The 25247-nt window shown below is 43.5% G+C and carries 26 protein-coding genes and 1 tRNA gene; 2 read left to right on the top strand and 25 right to left on the bottom strand.

All coding sequences use genetic code 11. The features are described from left to right. The 25 genes from B8880_RS10485 to B8880_RS14425 form a co-directional block, all read right to left on the bottom strand. Positions 1–396, bottom strand: a complete 396-nt coding sequence (locus B8880_RS10485; protein ID WP_084257555.1) for an ATP synthase subunit I — start codon at positions 394–396, stop codon at positions 1–3. 248 nt (positions 397–644) lie between these two features. Further along, positions 645–1280, bottom strand: coding sequence for a 16S rRNA (guanine(527)-N(7))-methyltransferase RsmG (rsmG, locus tag B8880_RS10480; RefSeq protein ID WP_084257554.1), 636 nt, complete (start codon positions 1278–1280; stop codon positions 645–647). After that, positions 1280–3172 carry a tRNA uridine-5-carboxymethylaminomethyl(34) synthesis enzyme MnmG gene (mnmG, locus tag B8880_RS10475; protein ID WP_084257553.1) on the bottom strand — a complete coding sequence of 631 codons (1893 nt, stop codon included), beginning with the start codon at positions 3170–3172 and terminating at the stop codon, positions 1280–1282. The genes rsmG and mnmG overlap by 1 nt, the downstream gene beginning before the upstream one ends. Before the next feature lie 431 nt (positions 3173–3603). Further along, positions 3604–4065: an FMN-binding protein MioC gene (gene mioC / locus B8880_RS10470; RefSeq protein ID WP_084257552.1), complete on the bottom strand. Its 462-nt coding sequence runs from the start codon at positions 4063–4065 to the stop codon at positions 3604–3606. A 362-nt stretch (positions 4066–4427) separates the two neighbouring features. Then, complete coding sequence (locus B8880_RS10465) at positions 4428–5756, bottom strand: Fic family protein (protein WP_084257551.1); 1329 nt, start codon at positions 5754–5756, stop codon at positions 4428–4430. 304 nt (positions 5757–6060) lie between these two features. Further along, entirely contained in the window at positions 6061–6273 is a 213-nt protein-coding gene (locus B8880_RS14855) for a terminase small subunit (RefSeq protein WP_208610911.1), read from the bottom strand. A 616-nt stretch (positions 6274–6889) separates the two neighbouring features. Continuing rightward, a complete protein-coding gene (locus B8880_RS10455; RefSeq protein WP_084257549.1) occupies positions 6890–7342 on the bottom strand; it encodes a terminase in 453 nt (150 codons plus the stop codon). Beyond that, entirely contained in the window at positions 7342–7932 is a 591-nt protein-coding gene (locus tag B8880_RS10450) for a Panacea domain-containing protein (protein ID WP_084257548.1), read from the bottom strand. The genes B8880_RS10455 and B8880_RS10450 overlap by 1 nt, the downstream gene beginning before the upstream one ends. Before the next feature lie 1485 nt (positions 7933–9417). After that, a complete protein-coding gene (locus tag B8880_RS10445) occupies positions 9418–11622 on the bottom strand; it encodes a DUF927 domain-containing protein (protein ID WP_084257547.1) in 2205 nt (734 codons plus the stop codon). Then, positions 11619–11819 carry a hypothetical protein gene (locus B8880_RS10440; RefSeq protein WP_084257546.1) on the bottom strand — a complete coding sequence of 67 codons (201 nt, stop codon included), beginning with the start codon at positions 11817–11819 and terminating at the stop codon, positions 11619–11621. The genes B8880_RS10445 and B8880_RS10440 overlap by 4 nt, the downstream gene beginning before the upstream one ends. Beyond that, positions 11816–12007: a hypothetical protein gene (locus B8880_RS10435; protein ID WP_084257545.1), complete on the bottom strand. Its 192-nt coding sequence runs from the start codon at positions 12005–12007 to the stop codon at positions 11816–11818. Before B8880_RS10435 ends, B8880_RS10440 begins: the two co-directional genes overlap by 4 nt. Continuing rightward, on the bottom strand, positions 12000–12497 hold the full coding sequence (locus B8880_RS10430; RefSeq protein ID WP_084257544.1) for a hypothetical protein: 498 nt from the start codon (positions 12495–12497) through the stop codon (positions 12000–12002). Before B8880_RS10430 ends, B8880_RS10435 begins: the two co-directional genes overlap by 8 nt. After that, positions 12494–12715 (bottom strand): hypothetical protein, encoded by a 222-nt coding sequence (locus B8880_RS10425; RefSeq protein ID WP_084257543.1) that lies wholly within the window; start codon positions 12713–12715, stop codon positions 12494–12496. Before B8880_RS10425 ends, B8880_RS10430 begins: the two co-directional genes overlap by 4 nt. Next, positions 12708–13256, bottom strand: a complete 549-nt coding sequence (locus B8880_RS10420; protein ID WP_084257542.1) for a host cell division inhibitor Icd-like protein — start codon at positions 13254–13256, stop codon at positions 12708–12710. The genes B8880_RS10425 and B8880_RS10420 overlap by 8 nt, the downstream gene beginning before the upstream one ends. 76 nt (positions 13257–13332) lie before the next feature. After that, positions 13333–13608 (bottom strand): hypothetical protein, encoded by a 276-nt coding sequence (locus B8880_RS10415; protein WP_084257541.1) that lies wholly within the window; start codon positions 13606–13608, stop codon positions 13333–13335. 71 nt (positions 13609–13679) lie between these two features. Continuing rightward, entirely contained in the window at positions 13680–16094 is a 2415-nt protein-coding gene (locus B8880_RS10410; protein WP_084257540.1) for a hypothetical protein, read from the bottom strand. A gap of 18 nt (positions 16095–16112) precedes the next feature. Beyond that, positions 16113–16472, bottom strand: coding sequence for a hypothetical protein (locus B8880_RS10405; protein WP_084257539.1), 360 nt, complete (start codon positions 16470–16472; stop codon positions 16113–16115). Then, a complete protein-coding gene (locus B8880_RS10400; RefSeq protein WP_084257538.1) occupies positions 16469–16741 on the bottom strand; it encodes a helix-turn-helix domain-containing protein in 273 nt (90 codons plus the stop codon). Before B8880_RS10400 ends, B8880_RS10405 begins: the two co-directional genes overlap by 4 nt. A 10-nt stretch (positions 16742–16751) precedes the next feature. Next, a complete protein-coding gene (locus B8880_RS10395; RefSeq protein ID WP_084257537.1) occupies positions 16752–17540 on the bottom strand; it encodes an antA/AntB antirepressor family protein in 789 nt (262 codons plus the stop codon). 11 nt (positions 17541–17551) lie between these two features. Continuing rightward, positions 17552–17923 carry a terminase small subunit gene (locus B8880_RS10390; RefSeq protein WP_084257536.1) on the bottom strand — a complete coding sequence of 124 codons (372 nt, stop codon included), beginning with the start codon at positions 17921–17923 and terminating at the stop codon, positions 17552–17554. 10 nt (positions 17924–17933) lie between these two features. Beyond that, entirely contained in the window at positions 17934–18122 is a 189-nt protein-coding gene (locus tag B8880_RS10385; RefSeq protein WP_084257535.1) for a helix-turn-helix transcriptional regulator, read from the bottom strand. A gap of 173 nt (positions 18123–18295) precedes the next feature. Next, positions 18296–19192 (bottom strand): hypothetical protein, encoded by an 897-nt coding sequence (locus B8880_RS10380; RefSeq protein WP_084257534.1) that lies wholly within the window; start codon positions 19190–19192, stop codon positions 18296–18298. A 114-nt stretch (positions 19193–19306) separates the two neighbouring features. Next, the gene (locus B8880_RS10375; protein ID WP_084257533.1) at positions 19307–20047 is read right to left on the bottom strand and encodes a Fic family protein; all 741 of its coding nucleotides are present in this window, start codon (positions 20045–20047) and stop codon (positions 19307–19309) included. A gap of 92 nt (positions 20048–20139) precedes the next feature. Beyond that, positions 20140–21414 (bottom strand): tyrosine-type recombinase/integrase, encoded by a 1275-nt coding sequence (locus B8880_RS10370; RefSeq protein WP_084257532.1) that lies wholly within the window; start codon positions 21412–21414, stop codon positions 20140–20142. A gap of 349 nt (positions 21415–21763) precedes the next feature. Continuing rightward, positions 21764–21858, bottom strand: a tRNA-Sec gene (locus B8880_RS14425). Between the two features lie 100 nt (positions 21859–21958). Here B8880_RS14425 and selA point away from each other — a divergent pair. After that, positions 21959–23350 carry an L-seryl-tRNA(Sec) selenium transferase gene (gene selA / locus B8880_RS10365; RefSeq protein ID WP_084257531.1) on the top strand — a complete coding sequence of 464 codons (1392 nt, stop codon included), beginning with the start codon at positions 21959–21961 and terminating at the stop codon, positions 23348–23350. Further along, on the top strand, positions 23347–25236 hold the full coding sequence (gene selB, locus B8880_RS10360; RefSeq protein ID WP_084257530.1) for a selenocysteine-specific translation elongation factor: 1890 nt from the start codon (positions 23347–23349) through the stop codon (positions 25234–25236). The genes selA and selB overlap by 4 nt, the downstream gene beginning before the upstream one ends. Positions 25237–25247: the final 11 nt, after the last annotated feature.

Raw genomic sequence — 25247 nt, 5'->3', positions numbered from 1 at the left:
TTAATTTTTAGCTTTTGCCGCGACTAAAGGCAGAACAAAAGGTAAAAGGTTATTAAATAAAATCAAACCAAAATAACCCGTAAAAAAGACTATCGGGTTTAATTCAATATTGATGAAAACCACTAACAGTGCAATAACCATCAATCCAATTTTTATGCCTTCCCCTTGATACAACACCTTCGCTTTGTCCGAAAACGGAACACCGGCGCGCAGATAAAACACATAGATCACAAAGATCATCTGCGGCAACAGCGCGATCAGCGCGCCCAATAAAAACGAAAGGGAAAGTGCGGGTTGCAATAGACCGAACAAGGCATAAATACCCAAAATAAATACCCATTCGATAATAAAGACTTTACGATAAAGCGTTTTATTTTTATCCAGTACAGCCGACATCTAATATCCTGTTGATTAACTGAAATTATTTTATTTTTTATTTCAGTTATCTTACCTGCAAATTCTACCTCGAACGAGGTAAATTCCACAGTAGCAAAATTGGTATAAATTATACGGTCAGATTAAATTATTGCAACGATTAAAGCCGCCAAAAATGCTATCTGGTTAACATTTACTAAAAAAATTTTACTTTTTTCTCACAAATAGCGATGAAACCTTGATTTTGCTGTATTTTTGAAACCTAATAATTACGCTTTTCCCAACACAATCAGATGCCTTTCTCCAATCAGTTCCGGTACCGCCAATTTTACTTTTTGCTGTAAATAAAAGTGCGGTTGCAGTTTTTCCAGCTCTTCCGCCTGAAAAACGCCTTTTAGCGCATAAAAATGGCCGGATTCCTTTGGCAAATGCCGGCACCACTCGGTCATATCCTGCAAGGAAGCGAACGCCCTGCTTAAAACTCCGTCAAACCGCACTTGCGGCTGATATTCTTCCACCCGGCTCTGCACCGGAGTGACGTTAGTCAAAGCTAACTGACGAATTGCCTGACGGATAAAGGTAATCCGTTTCCCCAGACTGTCGAGTAAAACATACTGCTGATCGGGGTTGATAATTGCCAATGGAATCCCCGGCAGGCCGGGGCCGGTACCGACATCGATAAAACGCTGTCCTTGTAAATAAGGGCTTACCACCAAACTGTCCAAAATATGTTTCACCAACATTTCTTGCGGATCGCGCACCGAGGTCAGATTATAGGCTTTATTCCATTTATTCAGCAACTCGACAAACGCCACCAACTGCTGTTTCTGCTGATCGGTAACGCAAAGTGCGGTTTGTGCCAGCAACTGATCCAATTTAGCCGCTAATTTAATCGCCAGCGCCATTATTCGTCACCACGCTTTAACATGCCCTGCTTTTTCAAATTCACCAACAAAATTGAAATCGCCGCCGGTGTAACTCCGGAAATCCGTGATGCCTGCCCGATCGACACCGGACGGTGTTGGGTCAATTTTGCTCGTACTTCGTTGGACAAACCGCTGACTTTATCATAATCGAAGTCCGCCGGAATCGCCGTGCTTTCATGCCGTTTATGGCGGGCGATCTCTTCCTGTTGATGTTCGATATAGCCTTGATATTTAATTGAAATCTCAACCTGTTCCGCCGCTTCTTTATCGGCAGACGGCGGCGCAAACGCTGAAAGTGCGGTCAGTTTTTGATAATCCACTTCCGGCCGGCGCAACAGATCTTCCCCGCTGGCTTCGCGGGTCAGGGGGCTGTTTAAAATCGCATTCACTGCCGTGAGATGTTCCGATTGCGGATGGATCCAGATTTGACGCAAGCGCTGTTTTTCCAATTCAATATTTTCCAACTTTTGATTAAAACGCGCCCAGCGTTGATCATCGATCAAGCCCAGCTCTCTGGCTATCGGCGTTAAACGCAGATCGGCATTGTCTTCGCGCAACAGCAAACGATATTCGGCACGGGAGGTGAATACCCGATACGGTTCTTTAGTGCCCAAAGTACAAAGATCGTCAACCAATACGCCCAGATAAGCCTGATCACGGCGCGGATACCACGCGCTTTTCTGCTGCACGAACAAACCGGCGTTGATTCCAGCCAACAATCCCTGTGCCGCCGCCTCTTCATAACCGGTAGTGCCGTTGATCTGGCCGGCAAAAAACAAACCATTGATCGCTTTGGTTTCCAGCGAAGGTTTCAGATCGCGCGGATCGAAATAATCGTATTCGATGGCATAACCCGGTTTCATGATCCGCGCGTTTTCCAAGCCTTTCATCGAATTGACGATCCCTATCTGCACGTCAAACGGCAGACTGGTCGATATCCCGTTCGGATAAACTTCGTTGCTGGTCAATCCTTCCGGTTCCAAATAGATCTGGTGACTATTACGCTCGGCAAAGCGCATTACCTTATCTTCGATTGACGGACAATAACGTGGACCGATCCCTTCGATCACTCCGGCATACATCGGGCTACGATCCAAATTAGCACGGATAAGATCATGCGCTTTTTCGTTGGTATGGGTGATATAACACGGAATTTGACGTGGGTGTTGATCAACTGATCCCATAAATGAGAATACTGGCAGGATCACATCACCATGTTGTTTTTCCAACACCGAAAAATCAATAGTGCGTGCATCTAAACGCGGCGGTGTGCCGGTCTTTAGACGATCGACCCGCAAATTCAGCTCCCGTAAGCGATCCGCCAGCATGATTGACGCTGGATCACCGGCACGGCCGCCGACATAATTCTCCATACCGATATGGATCTTACCGGCTAAAAACGTACCGGCGGTCAAGATCACCGAACGGGCATAAAACGTCAGCCCCATTTTGGTTTTAACTCCGCTGACACGATCCTGATCCAATAGGATATCTGTTACTTCCTGTTGGAAAATATCCAAATTCTCTTGATTTTCCAGTGCGATCCGCACGGCTTGGCGGTATAAAACCCGATCCGCTTGCGCACGGGTAGCACGCACCGCCGGACCTTTGCTGCTGTTTAAGGTACGGAACTGGATCCCTGCTTGATCGGCTGCGGTTGCCATCAAACCGCCCATCGCATCAATCTCTTTCACCAAATGCCCTTTGCCGATGCCGCCGATGGCAGGATTGCAGGACATCTGCCCCAAGGTATCGACATTATGCGTCAACAGTAGCGTTTTTAATCCCATTCTGGCCGGCGCAAGTGCCGCTTCCGTACCCGCATGGCCGCCACCGACGACAATCACATCATAAGTTTTTGTATAAATCATAAAAAGCCTTGTTTAATCCGAACACACTTGGGATCCGTTCAGCAGATCGGCCAAGCGTAAAATTGGTGGCTATTCTACTGAATTTAACCCTACGGTAAAAGAAAATTTATTCGTTGGATCAACTTTCGGATCATGCTTGAAGAAACGGATCTCTGCGATGATCGTTTTGTTATTAATTAAAGATCTTTTATATATAAAGATCTTATTATTGTTATTATTAGTAAGCCCTGATCCTGTGCATAAGATCCTTTTTCCATTTAAAAATAAGATCTTAAGATCCTTTTGTGTTTGTAGAGAAGATCGCGGATCGGTTAATATTTCTTGTGGATAAAACCGCACTTTATCCACAGACGGGAATAATTTAAATTTTGTTAAATAGCAAAAAACAGGTTTTATACAGATTTTATCTGAGTTATCCACAGCTGTTTTTTTTACTTGCCGGTGACTTTTTTAAGTTGTTCGATGAATTGCGGCAACCAACCATCGGCAGCCTGATCATGATCGAGACAATTCAATACATCGATTTTCAAGCCGTCACACAGTTGTAGCGCCTGTTTTTGCGTCAGCATTTTTTCGATTTTATCGACTGAAAAACAGAAGGTATCGTAATCCGAATTACCCAGACCGATCACGGCAAAGGATAAACCGCTCAGTTGATCCGCTTCGGCTTCAAGCTGATCAAATAACGGATAAAGGTTATCCGGTAGATCGCCGGCACCATGGGTTGAAGTCACCACCAGCCAGCGTTGGTAATCTTTGACCTGTTGCCAGTCCGGACCGTGAAAAAGTGCGGTTTTAAAGCCCTGTTGTTGTAGCACATCATCACAATGTTCCGCTAAATATTCCGCACTGCCGAGCGTGCTGCCGCTGATGATACAAATGGTTTCGTGCATAAGATGTCCTGTATCGGTAAGATAAGTTTTAGAAATAGAAAGGATTTTTGATAGTTGGCGGAGATCATGGGAGTTGAATTTTAGGTTTAATATATTGATTTATAATAATATTATTTTTAGTCCTTAGAAAAAGGGAACTAAACAGGGAACTAAAATCAAAAGTACCCTTTAATTCAGCATATTTTTTAACCATTTTCACCGTCGCTATTTTTGCTATAGATTACGCCAACGGATCAGAAAAGCAAGTTAAGCTGTTGGTTCGTCACAATATCAAATCATGATTTATATAGAATTATACTTTCAGCCACCAGCAAATCACTATTCAATAAAAAGGTGTGACCATGATGACCACGCCATAAATCCTAGTTTTTTAACCGCTCGATTAAATCGTTCGGGGATATGTAACCTATCGTTTGCCCCGCCTTTAAGCTGCCGAATAGTTTTAAATTGAGTAAAGCATTTAGATCCTTCCTCGCTGTGTTTTCTGATATACCATACTCGTTACTAATTTCTTTGGCTGTGAATATATGCCCCGTTTCTTTAACAGCCTTTTGCAGTATTTGGATTTGCCTGTGGTTTAATGTTGCCTTGTCGGTATAGCGTGAAATGACGGCGATAAATTCTTTAAATCGGCTCTGTTTGTCATTAATGTACTTTTCTAAATCCACTATGGCACGCTTGATAGTTTCCGCTTGATAGTACAGAAAATAGGTCATATCAAGATCGTCGGTTTCGATATAGATATAGGCTTTAGCATAAGCTCTAGCGGCGTTTTTAAGTAGCCTGCTGATAGAAATATACTCAAACAACCAATAGCCATTCTTCAGCATAAACCAGTAAAACAAGGCTCTAGCCGTTCTGCCGTTTCCATCGCCAAAAGGGTGTATGTAACCTATCAGGAAATGCAAAATAATAGCCTTGATAACCGGGTGGATAAATAATGATTCTTCGCCGCTGTGATCGCTGTTGGCAAAGTGACAAAAGTCATTCATTAACGCCGCAATCTCGTTGTGCGCTGGTGGCTGATAAATGTTGTTGCCGTCATAGTCAGCAATATAGATCTCGTCATCAGCTCTAAATTCGCCTGAAACAGCGTTATTTTCGATTGCATTATGCGTTGCTGTCCGGTGCAGACTTAAAATAGTCTCAATTGATAACGGTTCGTTTTTTAGCATTATCGCTTTCTGCATTAAGCGATAATTATTTAATATCATCATTTCGTCTTTGGTTTTTGGCGCTCTCTCCGTTTCTAACATTTCTTTCGCTGCTTTCCTTATCGTTACTGCACCCTCAAGCTGTGCCGAGGTTATTGCCTCTTCCATGATTAGCGATTTCAAGAGAAAGTGATTTTGTTCGGGCTTGCTTAAACCCGTTAAATTACTTGCGCCTACGCTTCCGCCGCTGTTCTTGTCGATATAGTGCAGGAGTGACTGCAGGGAGCTAGGCACACAAAAAGAGAACTTGGTATTGCCAATAGATATTCTGCTCATCAAGGAGCTGCGGCTCATTTTCGTTGCAAGCCAACTTAGTTCAGTATTTTTAGTGTAGATCCGCCTGAACTTATCCCAATGCAAATAGCGCCCTTTTTCATCGGTAGCGTTAAAGTTTGAAAATGCTATCAAGTCTTCAATATCCGTGCTTTTTAATAGCTCCGTTAATTCATGCAGTGGTTTAGGTTTGGTTATCTTCATTGCGGTTAACTCAATTTTTAAAATTTGAGTTAGTTAAACACTTTTTATAAAACTTGTCTAGGCTAGTGCCTTTAAAATGATTGTGTAATTGATGGCGCTTTTCACCCTGTTCATACGATCCAACTAATTGTTTGTTTTTTATACTTCAAAGCCATATAAAGCCAACAACGGCGATACTTGCGACATTTTTGTAGTAGCCCTCTCCCCCTCGCCGTAATCTCCGCCTTGCTTTGCGCTTTTCGGTGTGTCCAAATTTGGGCATACCCTTGATCTAATCTTGATCTCGTCATACTTACGGAGCAATTTAAAAAACAACCCCATGTAAGCGGAATCCCAAAATGGATAGTATTGATTTTAAAGCAAAACGCAAAATTGCGTTCTGTTCTGTGGGGTTATTTTTAACTTTTGAAATAGTGGTTTGAATGTCAAGTTTTGACAAGTTCTGCACTGCAATCTGTCTTGTTGTTTTTTCGCTATACCCAGCTCTAATTGTTGTTTGGACTTCAACATTCTTCAACAATAGCCTTTTGAATGTCTACATTTGACAGCAATTGATAATCTCGATTCAACTATTCGTATAATACGAACGGTTGCCCCAAGCGCTTAAATCGCTCACTGTGTGGTTTTATAGCTTACGAGTAGGGCAGGGTTAAAGTTCAGTGATTCAGGCTTAAATACCGCCCCAGAACGCACTTTTATCGCTAATACAGTTTTACCAGTGAAAAAGGTACTCCCACGGGGTTGTAGCATCGTGGTTTTCGGCAGTTTTTTGGATTTATAGGCATCATCATCTTTCAAGTTTTTTCAAGTTCCGCTTGCTGTTCCACTTACTATTTTTTGGATTGTAACACCTTGTATTTAATAGATTTATTTATTTCTAGCTGTTCCGCTTTAGTCCACTCGCTTTTAGCGTTTTGATGTCGATAAATGATGATTGTTTTGACTACTGAAATTGCGGATTGGATATTAGGTTTTATTAGGTTTTGCTGTATTGGTATTAGCTAAATGTTCGCTATACCCTGCCAGATAACTGTTCGATTGTCTGTTCGGTTAAAGGTGCCTTTTCAAAGGTGGCAAAGGTTTATAGTGCGTCTACTGTTCGGTTTACTAGTTGAGGTTATGACAAACGTCCCCTACTTTTCGGGAACGTTAAACACATCAAAACAAGCACCTTGCTTGATTGCGCTCTTTAGAAAACGTATATATTGCCGCTCCGTATTTCGGCTTACTAATACGCCTTTTAAAATACGCCGATAAATATCATCGCTGATCATTGTTTTTGTAATAAAAAGCCCTTGCGCTACTTTTTGATTGATTATGCTAGCGCTATCTATGCGCAAATGGCGATAAAAAACAAAACTGTCATGTCTGATAAATTCGTGTTCACCTGCTTTTAAAACGCAGGTGTTATCAAATACTTTTCCCTGTTTAATACTTGAGCAACTAACACTTAAAACGCTGTCCTCTTGCCCTGTCTCGCCATTAAAACATGGATCAGTAAGAATAAAATATAGGTGATAAAAATTACTTTCACTTTTGCCGTAATCAGTGGGTATTAAGATAGTAACTTTTCTATCAGCATTCATTACACGCCACCATTAATCACATCATCAAAAGCGTTATATATTGCTAAATCTTCATAGATCCCTTTGATTTGCTCGGGCGTTTTTTCTAAGTGTGTTAAAAGTGTGTTCAGTTCTATTTTTTTTCTGCTGCCGTTCGGCTCTTCCCATTCAGGGATAAATTTAGGGTTGTGGGTATAACTGACTAAAGCAAATGTTCCAAAATGTCCAAATTTATTATGAATATCGTCTAGAACCTCTTCATCGCTTGGTGATAGGCGATCAAAAAAATATTCATCATTTAAATCAATCGGCTTGGCATTGCTAACTTTATAATTTTCTTTATCAGCTATCCATTCAGCCCATATCGTTATCGGTTTATTACGCTCGTACAATTCGGGTGCTTCACCTCGCATTAAATCAAGAGTTTTAGAAAGAACCGGACCATAAGGCAATGAGTAATATTCATCACCTGAAATAGGTTGATCATATTTTTCCCAACTCAAGCGATCAGCAAGATAAAGCAATTTCATTAATTTTAAATGATCCATTGTTCCGCCTGCCTTGTTTAGCAGATATGCCGCCGCTTGTGCTGTTTTCAATTCATCAAACATAAATCCCCCTCGTTGTTCTTTGCTTAAATCGTACGTACTATTAGATCGGATATAAATGACTAACTACTACGATTAATCACGCCTAAAAATAATTAAAATTTTAACTCCTCCAAGAAGTTAAGAGATAGGCTAATTTTATTATATTCGTTATGCAGTTATGATAACCATATTTGAATTATTTGTATGATAAAAGCGGCTAAATATTAGATTTCAGATGGTGAAAAGGTAAGGAGGTAGCTTGATTAATCAGATTGATAGGCAATCGCCTAGCCCTGCTTCAGAGGGTACCCCACGATTGGGGAGAATTATACACGATTGATGATTTAGCACAAGTGATAGCCGTCACAAATGAACCGTAATGAATGATAATGGTTGATAATGAACAATACTCTTGCCGTTTAGATACCTGTCAAATCCTGCCATTAGTGAGTAATCACGGTTATAGACTTTACCCATGCCTACCACTCCATTTCTTTAAATTCTGAAGTGTTTTAAACGTCCATAAACTGCAGCGTTAAACGAAATAAAAAAATAAAATAAAAAACCCTTATATATAGCAAAAACAGTAGTCCAATTAGTCCATTAGTCCAATGCTTTAAAATCAATAACTTACACGCCAAAAACTGGACTAACTGGGTAGTCCAATATCCATTAAATTTAGTCCAAAATGCAAAAGTGATACTAAGCAGCATTATTTTATGTTAAATAATCAATAGTTTTACACAAACTTACTTTTGCTATTTTGCAATTTTAACGTAATTAAGTTTAGTCCAAAATAGCCAAAAATCAGCAAAATTTAGTCCAAAACAGCTAAAAAATAGTCCAAAATGCACCTAAAATAGTCCAGTTTTTGATTAAAATTCATACGGTGAATTTTATATATTATTGATATAATTATTAATTATTTTTACCTTATATAGAATTGGACTAAATGGACTACTTTTTTTTAGTGTTCTTAACAGGCATTTTTTTAAATGAATAAAATTGGCGTATTTTTGTAGTCAAATGAAGTGCCTTAACTGCCTGTAGGATAAAGGCGGTTGCGGTGGTGGCTTTCCTCGTGTTGATATAAATCAATCCCCTGAAATCTAAGGAGGTTGATTGTGGCTGTTTTAGTGGTTCACATTGAGTTGCTGAGTTAAGGTGTTCGTGTCATAGGAATGCCTTGCTTATTTCGCTATAAAACGTGCTTAGCGGGGTGGAACCCTTGTTATATATGGCTCAATGGTTAGGGTAATGTTAGGGTTGTTTAGCAATTGTAGAACCCTTGTTGTGTGGGGCGCTCTATTTGTTTACTTCACGATAATCTAATCGATTGATGTAGAACCCTTGTTGTGTGGGGCGCTAGCTGGCTTTTTTGTACCTTGTTTAGGTGGTGGCTAAAATGGCTTAGTGGAGGTGTCCTTGATTTTACGATACCCAATAAAAAAGCGTCCATTGCTGAACGCCTTTAGGGTTGGTGCTGAAAGTGCGGTTTATCGTGCCTCAATCGCTCGCTGTGGCTTCGTCCTCGTCTTCTGACATTGGCACCAGCAAATAACAGCGTGTGCGCTTGGGGTCTATTTTGCTCGGTAATCGGGTTAAATAGCGATAGCCCTTAGTGTCACCCTGTTTTAACAGTCCGCACCCTAGTAATATTTCGCTTGCCTGTTTTTCGTTGAACCCTTTGATGACATCCTGAACATACACCTGTTTGAAAACGTAGAATTGTTCCGGTGTGCCTCTGTCGGTATTAGCCAGCACCCTATGCCCTGCGATATCTTTCGGCTCGCTTGCTGTCGGGTTAATCGGGAACTCAATAAAACGGCTGGCAAAGCGGGCTAGAAAGGCTTCTGCCTGTTCGATAACTTGCCGCTCCTCTCGGCTGTGATAGCCAAACTCATTGACCCATTCAGCAAAGGCTTTCAGAAGCGCTTCGCTATTGTCGGCCGCTTTCCAACCTGTCAGGGGGGCTGCAAGTTGAAGAGCGGTTTCCAATAAAGCGAATCGTGTCGCCACCCGTTTAACCTGCGCACTGGCTTCCGTCGGTAAACGCTCAAGCCATTTGCTCAAATAACCTTGATACTGCGTTGTTATTCTCGATTCTCCGGCGGCTTGCTCGGCAATCAGTAATTTAATCCATTCTCTGCCTACAACGCCATAATGCCGCCGTGTGGCTTGGTTTAAATGGTCTGCGTGTGCCTTGCCGTCCCTATGCCGGTGGAAATGACAAGCTTTGGTAATCGGAATATTCAGCAAGCGCACCAACTGCCCAACATTGGTTTTTATACCCCCGGCGGTTAAATAGGTTTCTAAATCAGTTTCGCCTGTTGAAAATGCCAGCGTGCGCCATCTGGCTATATCTCGGTTACCGCCCTCTTTTGCACCCTGCATTTTGCCGATACCGTTAAATAGCGTGTAGGCGGTCTGCTCAACGTGCTTCTTGTTCGCCCCTTGTCCGATTTCATCAAGCGGCATAAAGCCGTCATTGCGTGCCTGCGCTTCATTGGCCAGCGCTAACGCCGTGCTAAACCAAGACAGGCGGATTTCATCAGGGTGACCGTAAATGCTGCTGGCAATGTTGGCGGTGGTGGTCTTGCCGGAACTGGAACCGCCGAACAGATGAACGCCGAAACTTTCAGCATTGACCAACGTCACCAACGGCGCAGCCAATGCGCACGCCACCCCCAACATCATAAAATGGTTCTTTGCTACGTTGCCGGCAATCTCTCGCTGCCAACTTTCTAAGCTTCCTCCGGTGCTGTAACCGCCCTTGTTGGCAGATTGTCCGTTAAAATAAACCCGTTGACGGTTGTCGCCGATAACATCGCCGTTTGGCAAGATATAAGCGCCGTATTGCCACCCCGTCACATTAACAACATGATGAACAGGTTTGCCGCTACAATCCTGTAAATAGTCCGCCAGTTCGGTTTTCAGGTGGGTTTTATTGCTGATGTTCAAGCCGTTCATGCGCAACAATTGCCAGCCGGAGCGCTCGCCAATCTCTTTTAACGGCAATGCCAATAATCGGGCTTGCCGTTCATTCGGGGGGACAAAACTGAGCATAGTAAAATACTCTTCTTCCCCCTTGCCAATGCCCACCACCTCAACACAATCCGAAAGCCAGTCTGTTTTTTCGAGAATCTCACCCGTGTCTTTCTCCATTTTCGGTGTTATGCGATATAAGCCCTTTTTGCCGTCTATGGTACGTTTTTTGATGTAAGGCTTAAGATTGTCCGCCTTTTCCTGTTTATCACCCTGTACGCTGGCGCTGTCTGCAATTAATTCTATCAGGCTATCAGGTTGGGTTTGTTCTTCTCGCAATCGGGCAATATAAGCACTTAAATCTTCGCTCAACTGCCCGGCATTGTCGGATAGCGTCACCTTGTCCGCTGCGGTGTGAATGGCTAAGTTGTGACAAAGTGCGGTCAGTTCCGTCTGTGTCATCTCGCCGAACTGATAAAGTCCGATCACTTTCTGCTCCGCTCTTGCCACCCGTAAGCGCTTGAGCTGAGTCAATTGCTCACTGCCCAAGATAACCGGCTTGGTGTCCTCTTGGTCATCGATCTGCTTTCTCAATACCTGCCAGCCTACACCATTGCCGTCTTTGCCGTAAGCGCTCCAAGCACCGGCACCGACAAGAATAACCGCCTCCATCATTGGTTCTTTCGGCTGGTCTTTCAAGTAAGGGGCGTTTTTTAATCTATTCATTCCGCCACCTCTCGCAACAACAGATTCAATAGCCCCCGCTGCTCTTGCAAGTGCCAAAGCGCCACCGTAATTTGATGTTTCAGCGTTTCATTTTGGATAGTGTCAGGCTTGCCGGCAATAGCGATAACTTGGCTTCTGATTCGCTCTCGTTCAGCTTGTAGGCGCTCAATAATACCCTCTAATCGCTCGAAGTTCATAACCGAGCCCCCTTTCCTGTCTTGGCTGTGGCGGCTCGCTTAATGGTTATGCCTATCAACGTCTCATCATTGCGCTTAATCACGTTGTAAGCCATATCAACAACCGTTTTTAAATCCTCACTACTACCTACAATGGACGGCTTTAACGTGCTGCGGTAGGCGATAACTTGCCAATATTGGTTACTCATTTTCTGCCCCCTCGCTGTCATCGGTTGCCGTCATGATGATTGTTCTGTGGCGTAGTGGTGCGCTTTCTTCAATCATTTTCTGATGGCTAGCTTTTGCTTGTTCTCGCCAGTCATCGCCTAGACTGTCAACGCTGATTATTTGGCTGATATGGTTCAGGTTGCCGCCTGTCCATTCGGTAGCGTTGGCTATGTATTGTTCGCCTAACGCCTGATCAATAAACTGCTTAATTTCGGGAATTTCAGCTAATACCTTGCCTAGTAAATGGTAATTAATAAAATGCACCGCCAAAGAAGCGATTAAGCCGATTTGCTCGCCTTTGTGGGTTTCAATGTGTCGAACCTCGCTAAAGTCTTTCGGCAAGTCATAAGCCTCGGTAAGTTCATCGCGGTACAATTTAAAAAGGTTCTCGCCGTCCTCGGTAATTAGATTACCCTCGGCGGTTTTCGCCATAACCGATTTAAAAATAGCGTTCGGGCTTGGTCTGCTCATGATTTCACCTCCAATTTAATTTCACAACTGATAGCTCTGCGATAAATATCTGTTATCTGTTCTTGAAGAATTTCTAATCCATTGGTAACAGTGATTAAATCTTCTTTATTGAGCAAGCTGTTGATATAGCCTTGCAATAACCAGGTCATAGTTTCGGCTCTATCAATGAGGGAAATTATTTCATCGTCTTTGTATGGTTGAACGATATATTTAGGCATAAATCACCCCCTGAATAGAATCAGCGGTTAAAGTGCGGTTTGGGTTAATCTGTCCGGCGAAGAACAAGACATAATCACGGGCTAATTTGGCGCGTGCTTGCTGTTCATTGGTGGCGGATAGGCGTAAACGGTGAAGTTGATTTGTGGTGTCGGTGCGATTAATACCGATAAATAAATAGATCATGGCTGTAACTCCGTTGATAAATTGCTTGAGAGTTACCGCTTTACTTTCCACGGTTAGGCGGTAACGTGCGACGGGGTGGAAAACTGCTATCAACGGAAAACAGCCAACGATTGAACGTTGCCCATCGCACGCCACCATAGAGAATAAATCACAAGACGGATCTATTTTGGGTGTGCGAATTTCACGCATAAAAAAACACGCATTGTTAGGCGTGCTATGCGCCGTTGATAATTTATTCGAGTTTCCACGCTCGGCAGCCGATTTTGCGACTGCAGGAACAAAATACCCTAAAGTGCGGTGGGTTGTAAAGTGATTTGGGTCACGTTTTTGAATTTGTTGTTGTGTGGTGGTTTGCATTATAATTGTCTCCGATAGCTATTCATTAATTCTTAATTTCCTTGCCCTACTGATAACAGGGCTTTTATTGTCTGCATTATCTTTCAGACGGCACCCCGTCAAGTGCGATGTAAATCGCTGTCCGTACCGCCTCAACGTCCATTTGCACCAGCGAAATCAGTTCATGCAGATAATTAAACGTCTGCTCGGCGGTATCGGTGTACTGCGTGCCGTCCGCTCGTTTCCATGTGATAAACTCTTCCTCACTGGCATTTGCAAGAAGATATTCAATCCGTGCCAATTGGTCTGCTATATCGCTTAGATTCGCTGTATAGCCATTTTCTTTGTTGACTTGATAAATCGTATTACTCATAATGAAAACCTCTCTGTACTCGTTTTGCTGCGTTTTACGCAATACTGAATTTCTGTTTCCTTGTAATAAACTCAGCGCGCTAACATTCCGCCGTCACGCATTTGATCGGCTATTTGATTAGTTACTTCGCCTTTAATCATGTCGGTTATTTTCGCTGCTAATTGCTGGTCATTACCTCGTGATTCTTGATCGCCGAAATGGTTTGTTTGATTAACCACTACCGTTACGCTACCGCCGCCGTTACCGCCTCGATTACTCGTGACATCTTTGTTGCTAAATACCCGTCCTGAGTTACCCGGAATCATGTATTGCGATCCGTTGCTGGCTTTGAAGATTTCAGGCTGGTTATTTTCGCCGACGCGGTACATAGCGTTAGCAGACACCGGACCACCGTTTTTTCTTGCGCTGGCAGCAAGTGCTAAAGCACCCATTAATGCGGTCATGCCGATAGTAGCGGCCGCACCGAATGACCCAATAGAGGCAGCCGCTGCGGCTGGTGTCCATGCTGCTGTTGTTTGTGCCGCTGCTGCTGCACTCGTTGCGGTTTGCGCTTGCGTCGCTGCGGCTTGTGCCGTCGTTGTCGTCGCTATGCCTGATACTTGCGCCGCCGTTGTTTTTTTTACGTTCATGATGTCAAGGATAGCGCGCCTTGATGACGCTAAACCCCATTCAACTATTGAGCTAACAATCTGATTTAAAATCGTGCTAGAAATTGACGTTAACGCCTCTCTTACGCTTTTCGACCCGGTCAACATGCCAGTGAAAGCATTGGACATAGCACCACCAAGCGAATCAATCACGCCAGTTAGCATAGCTGCGCCCTCACTGCTTTTTGCGAACTCTTGCCACATAGCTTCTTCTCGCTGTTGGCGGTATTGCTCTTCGATAGCGGCTCTAGTTGCTTCAATTTCTTCGTGCTTTTCAGCGTGTGCGGCAGCATACTCTTTCAAGAACGCCATTTTCTGATCGTACTCAGCTTTCAAGCGCTCCGATTCCAGTCCGTACTGATTTTTAAGGTTGTCAAATTGAGGTGTGGCAACTTCCATATCAAACCGGATAGCTGCCATTTTTTGCATGGCTTTTATCTGATCGTTAGTTGCTTTTGCGCCTAGCTGTTGGGTTGCCGTCAAAATAAAGGCTTCACGTTCTAAGCCTTGGGTTTTTAATTTTGCAACCTCTAAGGATTGAGCATATTTATCAAGCTGCTCCACAATCCGCTTTTTGTCTTGTAAATCCTGATTAGCGGCTTGTTTTGCCTTTGCCGCCGCCTCATCAGTCGCTTTCTTTTTGTCTTTAAGTAGTTGGACTTCTTTTGTTTGGGTGATTAAATCCTCTTTCTGTTTATCGGACAATTCAGCTTGACTTATTTTGTACTCTTCGGCTGCTTGCACGCCCTCGGTCAATAGCTTTTTCTGATATTCAAGCGCTTTGTTCATTGAATCAAAATTCGCATTTTGGGCGGCGGTGTTGACATCGTCCATCGTGCTTTTAAGCATTTCAAGCAGTGCGGTGACTTGAGTTATATTCACTCCAGCTTCAATTAACCTTGCCAGCCATTCCTTTAACGCTTTTTCGCCTTGGTCTGTCGTGCTGCTTAACCCGCTAACATATCTTGTTAATTCGTTGATTTTTTCAGGTGTAGGATTGTCTCCAACCTCTGCTAACATCTTGCCAAATGTAAACGCTTCTTCTCGGCTAATACCGAATTTTTTAGCTAACATCTCAGTAGTTTGTTGAATCGTACTGGCGTATGAAGTAAACATCATGCTGTCACTGCCGGCGGCTCTCATAGCCTCGGAATAAGTATCAACATTTGTACCAAGGTTAGACAGTGCCACGCCCATTTCTTTAACCGAACGAACCCCATTACCGCCCATATCTTTCCAAATTGAGCTTTGTTCATTAACTAAATCGGCAATTGCATTTTTCGCATTACGAATATCAAATTCAAATTTATTAATGGCTGAGTTTTTTAAGTGTTGTGCCATTTCCTTGTTATTTTTTAGCAAAAGTGCATATTCATTTGATAGCCCGGCAACGCCTGAATCGGAAAGTTTAATAACCTGATTTAATCCGCTCATGGCTTGTTTTAATACTTGGATCTGACTTTCAGACGAAGATAAAGAACCGATAAAATCAGCAAGTAAAACCCCTGCTGCTGTTGCGATAATTCCGGCAAGCCCTCCAAATAAATAGCCTAAACTGGATATGCTTGTGATATAACTCTCAACGCTCTGTCCGCCTCTTAACATCGTATTGGCTAAATCACCAACGGCTTTACCGGCTCTTCCGGCAGATGTGCTATTTTCTTTAACCACTTTCGCCGATTTACTTAATTTAGCTTCAAACTGCTCAACTGTTTTTGACGCTTTTTCTAAACTTTTTTCGAAGTTGCTCAAGGCATGACTTGCTGAATTTGCCCCCTCTAGCAACTTCCCCGTTTCCATGTTTATTTCGATATAAAGATCGTTAATTTTCTCTGACATAATCATCACCGCTAAATGTTAATGGATTGCAGAATTATCATGCGCGGCTGTATTAACTTCCGGTGCGTCAATAATTTCTAATGGATTAACAGGATAGAACTGACTAACAACATTCAGCGCGTTAACTAAATCATCTGAAGCCAATAAAGGAATGCTGCAAGTTTCTTGAACTAATTTAACGTTAAATAATGCTTCGCTTACTAATGGCATATTGCTCTTGTGAACAAAAAATTCCTTTTCGTTGAAGAACAATATAATGTTAAATGAGTTTGTGTTGCTTGGCAGAATGACAAAGTAAGGAAACTGAATTGTTAACGTTGCCTTTACTGGTTTCTTTTGCATTTCCGCCACTTCTTGATTAATTTGTGTTTCGTTCATTGAAAATTCTCCATACTGGTTTTATTCTGTTTTTCGATATCAGCTCGTAAGGTATAAACCCCTATGCGGTGCTTAACTCCGGCGCTGTCATACTCTTTTCTAAAATGTGTTGTAATACGGTAGCCCTGCTCTTTCAGCTCTAAAATGCGTGGTGCCGGGCTGCAAATTCCCAAGTCTCGAAGCTCTAGCGTGCTGTGTGGTGATTCCCGTAACCGCGCCAAGATAAACAGGCGTTGATTGTGGGTGTTGGTATCTTTGATAAATTCCATAATCCCCCCTCTAATTTCTGCGAAAACGATTCGAAAAAGCGATAATTAATTTCTGTTTCCGCTCGTCAAAATCATCAATATCAGCGTTTAACAACATCTCGTCCGCCTGTTCCAAGTAAGCCAGCTTTTCCAATTGGTCAGCGTTTAAGGTTGTGCGAATATCGCCGGTGATTCCGTGTAAAGCGCGGTATCTGTCAGCACTCATGCCTAGCACCACCGATAACAACATTTTTGATTCGTTGATGTAGTAATGCGGCTTACTTGAATCTTTGCCTAAGCGAATCAAACAGGCTTTCAGTGCGGCCGCCATTGGGTTGTATTGCGCTTTGGCTTGGGTTCGTTGTGTTTGCCAGTCAAGGCGCAACCGCTCGGCGGTCTCGGGTGAAATGGTGTTTAAACTTTCTTCGCAATTGATAAAGTATTGCCGTGCTAACTTGCCTTGGTGGTTGTTCTCCACTAAACACAATTCTTTAGCCATATTTAGTGAAATGTGATAATCGGTTAGTCTCTGCACTCGGGCTTTTGTGGATTGTTTATTTTTTGCGCTCGCCAAATTTGGCGAACTCAAATTTTCGACAATCACAAAATCCAACCCTTGAATAAATCCATACCGGTCAATTTTCCCCTTAATCCAGTTGGTAAAATCTCGTTTGCTTTCTAAAAAGCCATGTAGCGTTCTTGCATTTACGCTGTGAGTAGTCACACCTTGAAAATGCTTAGTCTCAATCGGCAACAAGGCGGTAAAGGTCGCTGCTTTGGCTTCGGTGCCGGTGGTTTGAAGTGCGGTATTATTTAACATTCAAAACACTCCTATTCTTCTCTGCCGCTGTTATCGGCTCTGTTTTTGTTGTCTTTCAACATCCCCAACAAACGGGCTTTTGCCATGGTGGCGGCAGTCATTGCACTAGAATTATGGGTTCTAAATGCTAACTGTCGGGCTTGTTCGATTTCGATTAGTAAGTCATCAATGCTTGATAAATTCCGCTCGGCGATTTGATTTCTTAACTCACTGATTCTTAGGGAAACTTTAGGGTGATTAAGCAATCGGCTAGCTTCAACATAAATAGATCCCTCAGTCATCATCATTGCGTCATAAGCTCGCTCATAGGCTTTAGAAGCGTTGCCAAGTTCCACATAGAGAACGGCAAACTCTTCTTGTTGAGCAGTAAGATTTTTAGTCATGTCTCGCCCCCTATGCGTTGTTATTGCTGATAAACTGGTTTACGTCTTCTGCGCAGAAACGAACAGAACGCCCAATTTTTATTTTTTTCAGCAAGCCTTTAGCCGCCAAGCGGTCAATCTTGGAACGTGAGCCAATGCCCAAGGCGGTCAGCTCGGTAATGGAGTAGTGTTTTTTGATTTCGGTTTGTTGTGTGGTCATAAATTCCCCCTTGTTTAATTTGATTAATCAAGCGTGCGCAATAAAAGGCTTATTGCTTGGGGGATTTTGCTAAATTAGAATGCTTATTGCTTGGGATCTCCTTAGTAATCCTAAAATTTTTCAAAAATAAAAAAGTATTCAGTAAAAAATACTTTTAAACGATATGAGATAAATTAGGAGTTGAGATACTTTTGAAGGGTTTTAGTATCAGGGACGGAAAAAGGCAATTGCTCGCCTGTCTCTCTTTCTGTTTTTTCTTTAAGATTTATAAGAAAGGCGTTTAATCCGCTAGCTGTGAGGTTAGCACCTTTCTTTGGAATGCTCGGGATAGCAATACTCAATAGCCTAATAGTATCTGCATATTTTTCAGTATCAATAGTTTTAGGTTTTTTTAGTAATAAATTTTCATATTGTAATTCTTGATACAGTTTTCTTCCCCTATCTAGTCTATCCTCAGCGTCTTTTTGAGCTGATTTAGATTGTTGAAGTTGAATAGATAGACCTTGCACAGTTAAATCTAGATCTCTAATTTCGCTGTCTTTATCTGCCAGTTTTGTATTTAACCCATTTATTTTATTTTGGAAGTTGGTATTTTCTAATAATATTTTTTGATATTCTTTAGCCATTCTTTCATATTCGACTGTATCAATAATAGGCTTTAATTCATCAGCGTGAAAAATTGTTTTAGGACAATCATCAGGATAATTTTCTGAAATGTATTTTTTTAGATCACTTATCCAAAAATGCCGCCGACCACAAGCAACATGATCTCTGACTAATTTTTCACCACTAGCGGAAATTTCAATATCACCGCCATGCCCATGCTCTCTAACTGCTCTAATTTTGCACTGGCTAATAGCTAAATCTAGAACTCTTGTTTTTTTCTGTAGACAAGGAATATAAGGGTGTTTAAATATGCCTCCACTTATTTCAGTAACCTCTTTTAATATTTCAGGCAAATCATTATATTCTACACCGCACCACAATAAGGCGGCTTCAACATATGGAATAACATCATAATCCACAATTGAACATTCAGGCAAAGAATCATAATAATTTTTATTTTTCACAAAACGCCCCTACGCTACCCCTATTAGTGGAAGTGCGGCAAAGTAAAATAGGGGTTTCACTCTTTCGGCTCGGGTAATTAATCCGTGCCTAGCCGCACTAATTTGATTAAATAGTTAATTGCTTAAAATCGTAATATATCGTTCTAATTCTGCTATCTCATAACTAGCCACCAACGATAAAAATTCTGTTGGTTGTTGCTGTTGGTGGTAATCATCGAAACATTGATAGTATTTTGCCCTGTCGCTAAATTTAATATCAATCGGTAAATAACCGCACTTCATCAATTCAAAATTCAACAACAGCCGCCCTGTGCGTCCGTTACCGTCGATAAACGGGTGAATGCTTTCAAAAGCTAAATGTAGCCACGCTATCGCCTCTATCGGGTGCTGGTGCTGTAGTTTGTCGGCATAATCAGCAAGTAATGCGCCCATTTGTTCGGCGATTAAGTGCGGTTGTGTCGGTTCATTGTCTGCGCCCATGATTCGCACCGGAACACGTCGATACACGCCTTTATTCTCTGCGTCATTCATCAGCACCAGCGAATGAATTTCTTTAATGGTGCGCTCGGTCAATGGTTCACGGTTTGCCACCAGTTCAAACAGATAATTAAAAGCGTCTTTATAACCGATGACCTCTAAATGTTCTCTGATAGGTTTTTCAGCAATGGTTATACCGTCACGCAAAATTAAAGCGGTTTCCCGCAGTGTCAGCGTGTTACCCTCGATAGCGTTAGAATTGTAAGAAGATTCAATAATAAATTCTTCTTGCAGCCGTTTTAGCTCTGCCGCACTCAGTGGGCGCAATGCAGATAATTGATTTTTTAACTCGTCAATGTGTTGCAGTTGATTTGCCATTTTATCAGTCCTTAGCTTTGCGAACTGTCTAAATAAACTGTTTATTATGTGTCATATTTAACCATAATTGCGCATACTGTACAAGCATACAGTTAATTTATTGATTCGGTGACTATCAGCGCTGGTGCTTGGCTCTCCACATAGTCCGCCCACTGCTGTAGCATTTCAGCCCGTTGCTTGAGATAAAGCGATTTATCATAGGTGCGGCGTATTTGGTTTTTATCTTTGTTCTGCTTGTGTGATAACGCTCTTTCTATCCAGTCCGCTTTGTAATCTTGCTCGTTCAGTGAGGTGCTGAATAAATGCCTTATGCCGTGCGTGGTTAGCCTCTTCTCGCCTATTCCTTTAATGATCGCCTTGCGCATGGCTTCAATCGTTAAATGCCCGTCTTTCGCAATGAAGCTGGCAAAGACAAATTCACTATTCATATCAAGTGCGGTCTGAATGGCTTTCAGTTTGCTGAAAATCGCGGTAGCTTGGCGTGATAGTGTCACTGTGTGTAATCGCCCCTCCGGCAGATTCTTATTGCCTTTTTGCACTCGGTAGTGCCACAACTGATTTTCTAAATCTACATCTTGCCATTTAGCTCGGGCAATTTCGGACGGTCTGCCGCCGGTCAGCACTACCAGCATAACCGCATAGAAGGACAGTGGGTTAAAACGCTGCTCATCTCTGGCACGATAAAAGCCGTATAAAAATTCTTTCAGCTCTTCCGGTTGAATTGTTTTCATGCCTTGGCTTACGGGCTTATCAAACTCTTTCCCAATCTCTGTTAGAGGGTTATGGCTGATCATGCCCCTGTGCAGCACATAGCGCATAACGTTATTCACATTGCTAATAATCTTTTTTACGGTTTCTAGCTTGCCTGCCTTTTCCAGTGGCTTAAACGCATTGATAGCAACAAGGGGAGTTATTTCGCCAATCGGGTAATTGCCTAGTGCCGGGAGAATGTGCCGTTCAAACATTGCCCAAGTATCTTCTGCTGTCCGGTCCGAATAATTGGCTTTCTGCTTGCGGTCATTGAACCATTCTTCTGCCAAACGTTTAAAAGTGCGGTTTTTGCTGTCGGCTTCGGTTTGCTCTAACTGCTTGCGGTGTTCCTGCGGATCGATATTCAGCACCAGCAAAGCGTTATATTCATCTCGTATCTTCCGTGCTTCAATCAGTGATAAATCAGGGTAACGCCCTAAACCCATTTTTAAGCGTTTTTTCGTGTATGGCTGCACATAGATAAAGCGCCATAATTTACCCCCTTTAGGTGACACCAGTAAATGCAATCCGCCACCGTCGGAAAGCAAATATTCTTTTGCTTTTGGTTTGGCGTTTTTGATCTCGGAATCAATAAGCGGTATTACTCTTCTAGCCATATATAACAAGCCTTTCGGTGATTTTAGTTCCCTGTATAAAAAATTATAGTTCCCTATTTTCGGTGTTTTATTCCCTTTTGTTACCTTGAGTAGTTTTATTTTTTATCTTTATATTCATATGATTACGACGTTTTAGTTCCTTTTTTTTTCAGAAAAACAGCAATTTTTGAGAGTAACTTTCGGGAGTTGGGCAAATAGTATAGATCAGGGAACTAAAAAGGGAACTAAAAAAGTGACAAAGAACGATTAAATATGACGAACAGTGACGAATAGATTTATTAAGAAAGGTTGATTTTACTAGGGTTTATCAGGTGAAATGATGAAGTATGAAGACGTGTGATTAATGAATTGGCGGAAGATCATGGGAGTTGAACCCACCCAAGACTGCTGGCAGCCTTAACAGGATTTGAAGTCCTGCCGCTTCACCGGAAACGACGATCTTCCTTCCGTTTTTGCATGTTGATTGCAATATTGTACTGAATTTTAATTGAAATGGCATTAAAATCAACCGATAGAATTGCTTATTTGAGGGAATCGATCCGTTATGAATACGCTTTATCGCCAGTTACCGTCAATCGATAAAATTCTGAATAGCGCACAGGGCGAATTACTGACAGCGCGTTTCGGGCGTTCGGCTGTGGTGAACCAGTTGCGCAGTTTGTTACAACTGGCACGCCGACAGATTGCGCAACAGCAACAGTTGCCGCGCTATTTCAGCGATTTTTCCATATTATATAAAAAATTGGCGCATGATTTGCAGCAGCAACGGCAGGTAGCGATTAAAAAAGTGCATAATTTGACCGGTACGGTGCTGCATACCAATCTGGGGCGGGCGTTATGGGGTCAAGCGGCGCAGCAGGCGGCGTTGGTGGCGATGCAGGAAAACGTGGCGTTGGAATTTGATTTGAGCCAGAGTAAACGCAGCCACCGCGATCAGTATATCAGTGAACTGTTGGCGCCGCTGTGCGGGGCGGAAGCGGTGTGTATCGTCAATAACAATGCGGCGGCGGTACTGTTGCTGTTGGCGACCTTCGCCGCCGGCAAAGAAGTGATTATTTCGCGCGGTGAACTGATTGAGATCGGCGGTGCGTTTCGTATTCCGGATATTATGCAGCAAGCCGGCTGCAAACTGGTGGAAGTCGGCACTACCAACCGCACCCGTTTAACCGATTATGCCGACAATATTACTGAAAATACCGCACTTTTAATGAAAGTTCACAGCAGTAACTATCAGATTTGCGGTTTTACCGAAAGTGTCGGCGAAGCGGATTTGGCACAGTTGGCGCGACAACACCACTTGCCGTTAATCAGTGATTTGGGCAGCGGCGCATTAATTGATCTCAGCGCTTACGGCTTGCCAACCGAACCGACGCCGCAAAAAATGTTGGCGGACGGGGTGGATCTGGTGTCGTTTTCCGGCGATAAATTATTGGGCGGGCCGCAAGCGGGGATTATCGTCGGCAAAAAAGAGTATATCGAGCGTTTGCAGCAGCACCCGCTAAAACGGGCGTTGCGTTGTGATAAAGTTATTCTGGCAGGGTTGGAAGCCACGTTGCGTGATTATCTGTTTAGTGAAAAACTGACCGACAGTAATCCGACTTTAAGGTTATTGACGCAGGATCCGGAGCATTTGCAAACCCTTGCCGAGCCGCTGTTACGCAAATTGCAGGAAAAATTGGGCGCAGATTATGCGTTGCGGATTGAAACCAGTTCGGCGCAGATCGGCAGCGGATCGCAACCGATGTATCGTATTCCGTCGCTGGCGGTGACATTGCAGCCGCACTCGGCAAAAAATGCGGATTTAATGCAGTTAATCCGCTCCTTGAAGCAGTTGAGCCAACCGATTATCGGTCGGATCGAACAACAGAAACTCTGGCTGGATCTGCGCAGCGTCGCCAATCCGCAACAACTTTTGACCACCTTGGACGAACTATGATTATTGTCAGCGCCGGCCATGTCGATCATGGCAAAACCGCACTTATCCAGGCTTTGACCGGCACCGATACCACCCATTTGCCGGAAGAGAAAAAACGCGGCATGACCATTGATCTGGGCTATGCCTATTTACCGTTGGCGGACGGCAGAACGCTTGGTTTTATTGACGTGCCCGGTCACGAACGTTTTTTATCCAATATGCTGGCTGGGCTTGGCGGCGTGGAGTATGCGATGCTGGTCGTCGCTGCGGACGAAGGGATCAAGCCGCAAACCGACGAGCATTTAACACTGTTAAAATTGTTGGATTTTAAGCGGATTATGCTCGTGATCAGCAAGGCGGATAAAGCAGATGCGGCACAGATTGCGCAATTGCAGCAAACCTTGTTTCAGCGATATCCGTTTTTAGCGGATCAGGGGGGCGGTAAAAGTGCGGTTTTTGTCACCTCAGCTGTCAGTGGACAAGGCATTGCCGCACTCAAAAATCATCTTGCCGCACTGGATACCAAGCCAATGGCAGATAAACCGTTCCGCTATGCAATTGACCGCACTTTTCATATCAAAGGCGCCGGAAAAGTAGTGACCGGTACGGCATTTGGCGGGCAGGTGGCAATTGATGACAAATTGTTCTTATCCCGCCAGCTGAAACAGGAAATCAGGGTTAAAAACATCCATGCGCAAAACCAGCAAGCGGCGCGTGGAAGCGCAGGACAACGCTTGGCGCTCAATCTGGCCGGTGTTGATCAAAGCGTGATCGAACGCGGCGATTGGTTGTTTTCCCACGATCAAGCCTACGGCAGCGAACGGATTACCGTGCTGGTGAAGCCGAATACGGGGTTAAAAATCAGTCAGGCAATCCACCTTTATCATGCCGCCAGCCATATCACCGCCAAATTGACATTATTGCAAACGCCCCAATCGGCCCAATCGCAAAGTGCGGTCTGTCTGGCGGAAGTGATCCTGCAATATCCGCTGTTTTTGGCGTTTGGCGACAAATTGATTTTGCGCAGCGGCGACAATAAACAGACTCTTGCCGGCGCAACAGTGCTGGAAATCAATTCGCCGACTCGTTATAAACGCAATCAGGCGCGTTTGGATTATTTATGGCAATTGGCAAACAGTGACAGCAGCGAGCAGCGGCTGGGTTATTATTTGGCACAAGGCTGTCTGGTGCAAAGTGCGGTCTGCTGGACGGAACAACTGAGCGAACCGCACTTTCGACAGTTACAGCAGCGGCTGGGTTTCAGCACTTTTCATCATTATGTATTCAGCCAAGATTACCGCCAACGCCAACAACAGCGCCTGTTGCAAGCGATGCAACTTTATCATCAGCAGCATAGCGATCAACTGGGCGTTTCCAAAGCGCGTTTGCAGCGCATGGCGTGTTTGAAACAGCCTGTCGGGCTGATTTATCAATTGATTGACGAGTTGCTTAACGGCGCACAACTGGCGCAGACGCGCGGCTGGATACATCTGCCCGATCACAAAATCGAATTGAGTGCGGAAGAACAACAACTATGGCAACGGGTCGAAGCCGAATTTTTGGCGGCGCAAGGGCAGGCGCTGTGGGTGCGCGATCTGGCGAAAGCGCTGGCGATAGAGGAGAGCGTGATGCGCAATTTTCTGTATAAAGCCGGTAAACTCGGCTACTTGACCGCAGTGATTAAAGATCGTTTCTTCCTCAGCGAAACGGTTTATGCCTATGCCGATCGGATTAAACAGCATATTGCCCGACACGGCGGCATTTCAGTCAACGAGTTGCGCGATCAACTGCAATTCGGGCGTAAGATGACGGTGCAACTGATTGAATATTTTGATAAGTGCGGTTTTTTATGGCGCAAAGGCGATGTGCATTTGCTGCGTGACGGCGATATTTTTGAAAACGCGTGACCGCACTTTTG

Source organism: Pasteurella testudinis DSM 23072 (assembly GCF_900176075.1).
GTDB classification, from domain to species: domain Bacteria; phylum Pseudomonadota; class Gammaproteobacteria; order Enterobacterales; family Pasteurellaceae; genus Chelonobacter; species Chelonobacter testudinis.
The sequence above is the reverse complement of the archived record's forward strand: the minus strand, read 5'-3'. Positions and strand labels throughout refer to the sequence as shown.

Coding starts and splice junctions, on each gene's coding strand:
- B8880_RS10390 (WP_084257536.1), bottom strand. CDS start 17,923: ATGACTAAAAATCTTACTGCTCAACAAGAAGAGTTTGCCGTTCTCTAT.
- B8880_RS10430 (WP_084257544.1), bottom strand. CDS start 12,497: ATGAGCAGACCAAGCCCGAACGCTATTTTTAAATCGGTTATGGCGAAA.
- B8880_RS10375 (WP_084257533.1), bottom strand. CDS start 20,047: ATGGCAAATCAACTGCAACACATTGACGAGTTAAAAAATCAATTATCT.
- selA (WP_084257531.1), top strand. CDS start 21,959: ATGAATACGCTTTATCGCCAGTTACCGTCAATCGATAAAATTCTGAAT.
- B8880_RS10445 (WP_084257547.1), bottom strand. CDS start 11,622: ATGAATAGATTAAAAAACGCCCCTTACTTGAAAGACCAGCCGAAAGAA.
- B8880_RS10455 (WP_084257549.1), bottom strand. CDS start 7,342: ATGAATGCTGATAGAAAAGTTACTATCTTAATACCCACTGATTACGGC.
- B8880_RS10420 (WP_084257542.1), bottom strand. CDS start 13,256: ATGCAAACCACCACACAACAACAAATTCAAAAACGTGACCCAAATCAC.
- B8880_RS10485 (WP_084257555.1), bottom strand. CDS start 396: ATGTCGGCTGTACTGGATAAAAATAAAACGCTTTATCGTAAAGTCTTT.
- B8880_RS10370 (WP_084257532.1), bottom strand. CDS start 21,414: ATGGCTAGAAGAGTAATACCGCTTATTGATTCCGAGATCAAAAACGCC.
- mioC (WP_084257552.1), bottom strand. CDS start 4,065: ATGCACGAAACCATTTGTATCATCAGCGGCAGCACGCTCGGCAGTGCG.
- B8880_RS10385 (WP_084257535.1), bottom strand. CDS start 18,122: ATGACCACACAACAAACCGAAATCAAAAAACACTACTCCATTACCGAG.
- B8880_RS10395 (WP_084257537.1), bottom strand. CDS start 17,540: ATGTTAAATAATACCGCACTTCAAACCACCGGCACCGAAGCCAAAGCA.
- B8880_RS10450 (WP_084257548.1), bottom strand. CDS start 7,932: ATGTTTGATGAATTGAAAACAGCACAAGCGGCGGCATATCTGCTAAAC.
- B8880_RS10410 (WP_084257540.1), bottom strand. CDS start 16,094: ATGTCAGAGAAAATTAACGATCTTTATATCGAAATAAACATGGAAACG.
- B8880_RS10400 (WP_084257538.1), bottom strand. CDS start 16,741: ATGGAATTTATCAAAGATACCAACACCCACAATCAACGCCTGTTTATC.
- B8880_RS10435 (WP_084257545.1), bottom strand. CDS start 12,007: ATGAGTAACCAATATTGGCAAGTTATCGCCTACCGCAGCACGTTAAAG.
- B8880_RS10440 (WP_084257546.1), bottom strand. CDS start 11,819: ATGAACTTCGAGCGATTAGAGGGTATTATTGAGCGCCTACAAGCTGAA.
- rsmG (WP_084257554.1), bottom strand. CDS start 1,280: ATGGCGCTGGCGATTAAATTAGCGGCTAAATTGGATCAGTTGCTGGCA.
- mnmG (WP_084257553.1), bottom strand. CDS start 3,172: ATGATTTATACAAAAACTTATGATGTGATTGTCGTCGGTGGCGGCCAT.
- selB (WP_084257530.1), top strand. CDS start 23,347: ATGATTATTGTCAGCGCCGGCCATGTCGATCATGGCAAAACCGCACTT.
- B8880_RS10415 (WP_084257541.1), bottom strand. CDS start 13,608: ATGAGTAATACGATTTATCAAGTCAACAAAGAAAATGGCTATACAGCG.
- B8880_RS10465 (WP_084257551.1), bottom strand. CDS start 5,756: ATGAAGATAACCAAACCTAAACCACTGCATGAATTAACGGAGCTATTA.
- B8880_RS10425 (WP_084257543.1), bottom strand. CDS start 12,715: ATGCCTAAATATATCGTTCAACCATACAAAGACGATGAAATAATTTCC.
- B8880_RS10405 (WP_084257539.1), bottom strand. CDS start 16,472: ATGAACGAAACACAAATTAATCAAGAAGTGGCGGAAATGCAAAAGAAA.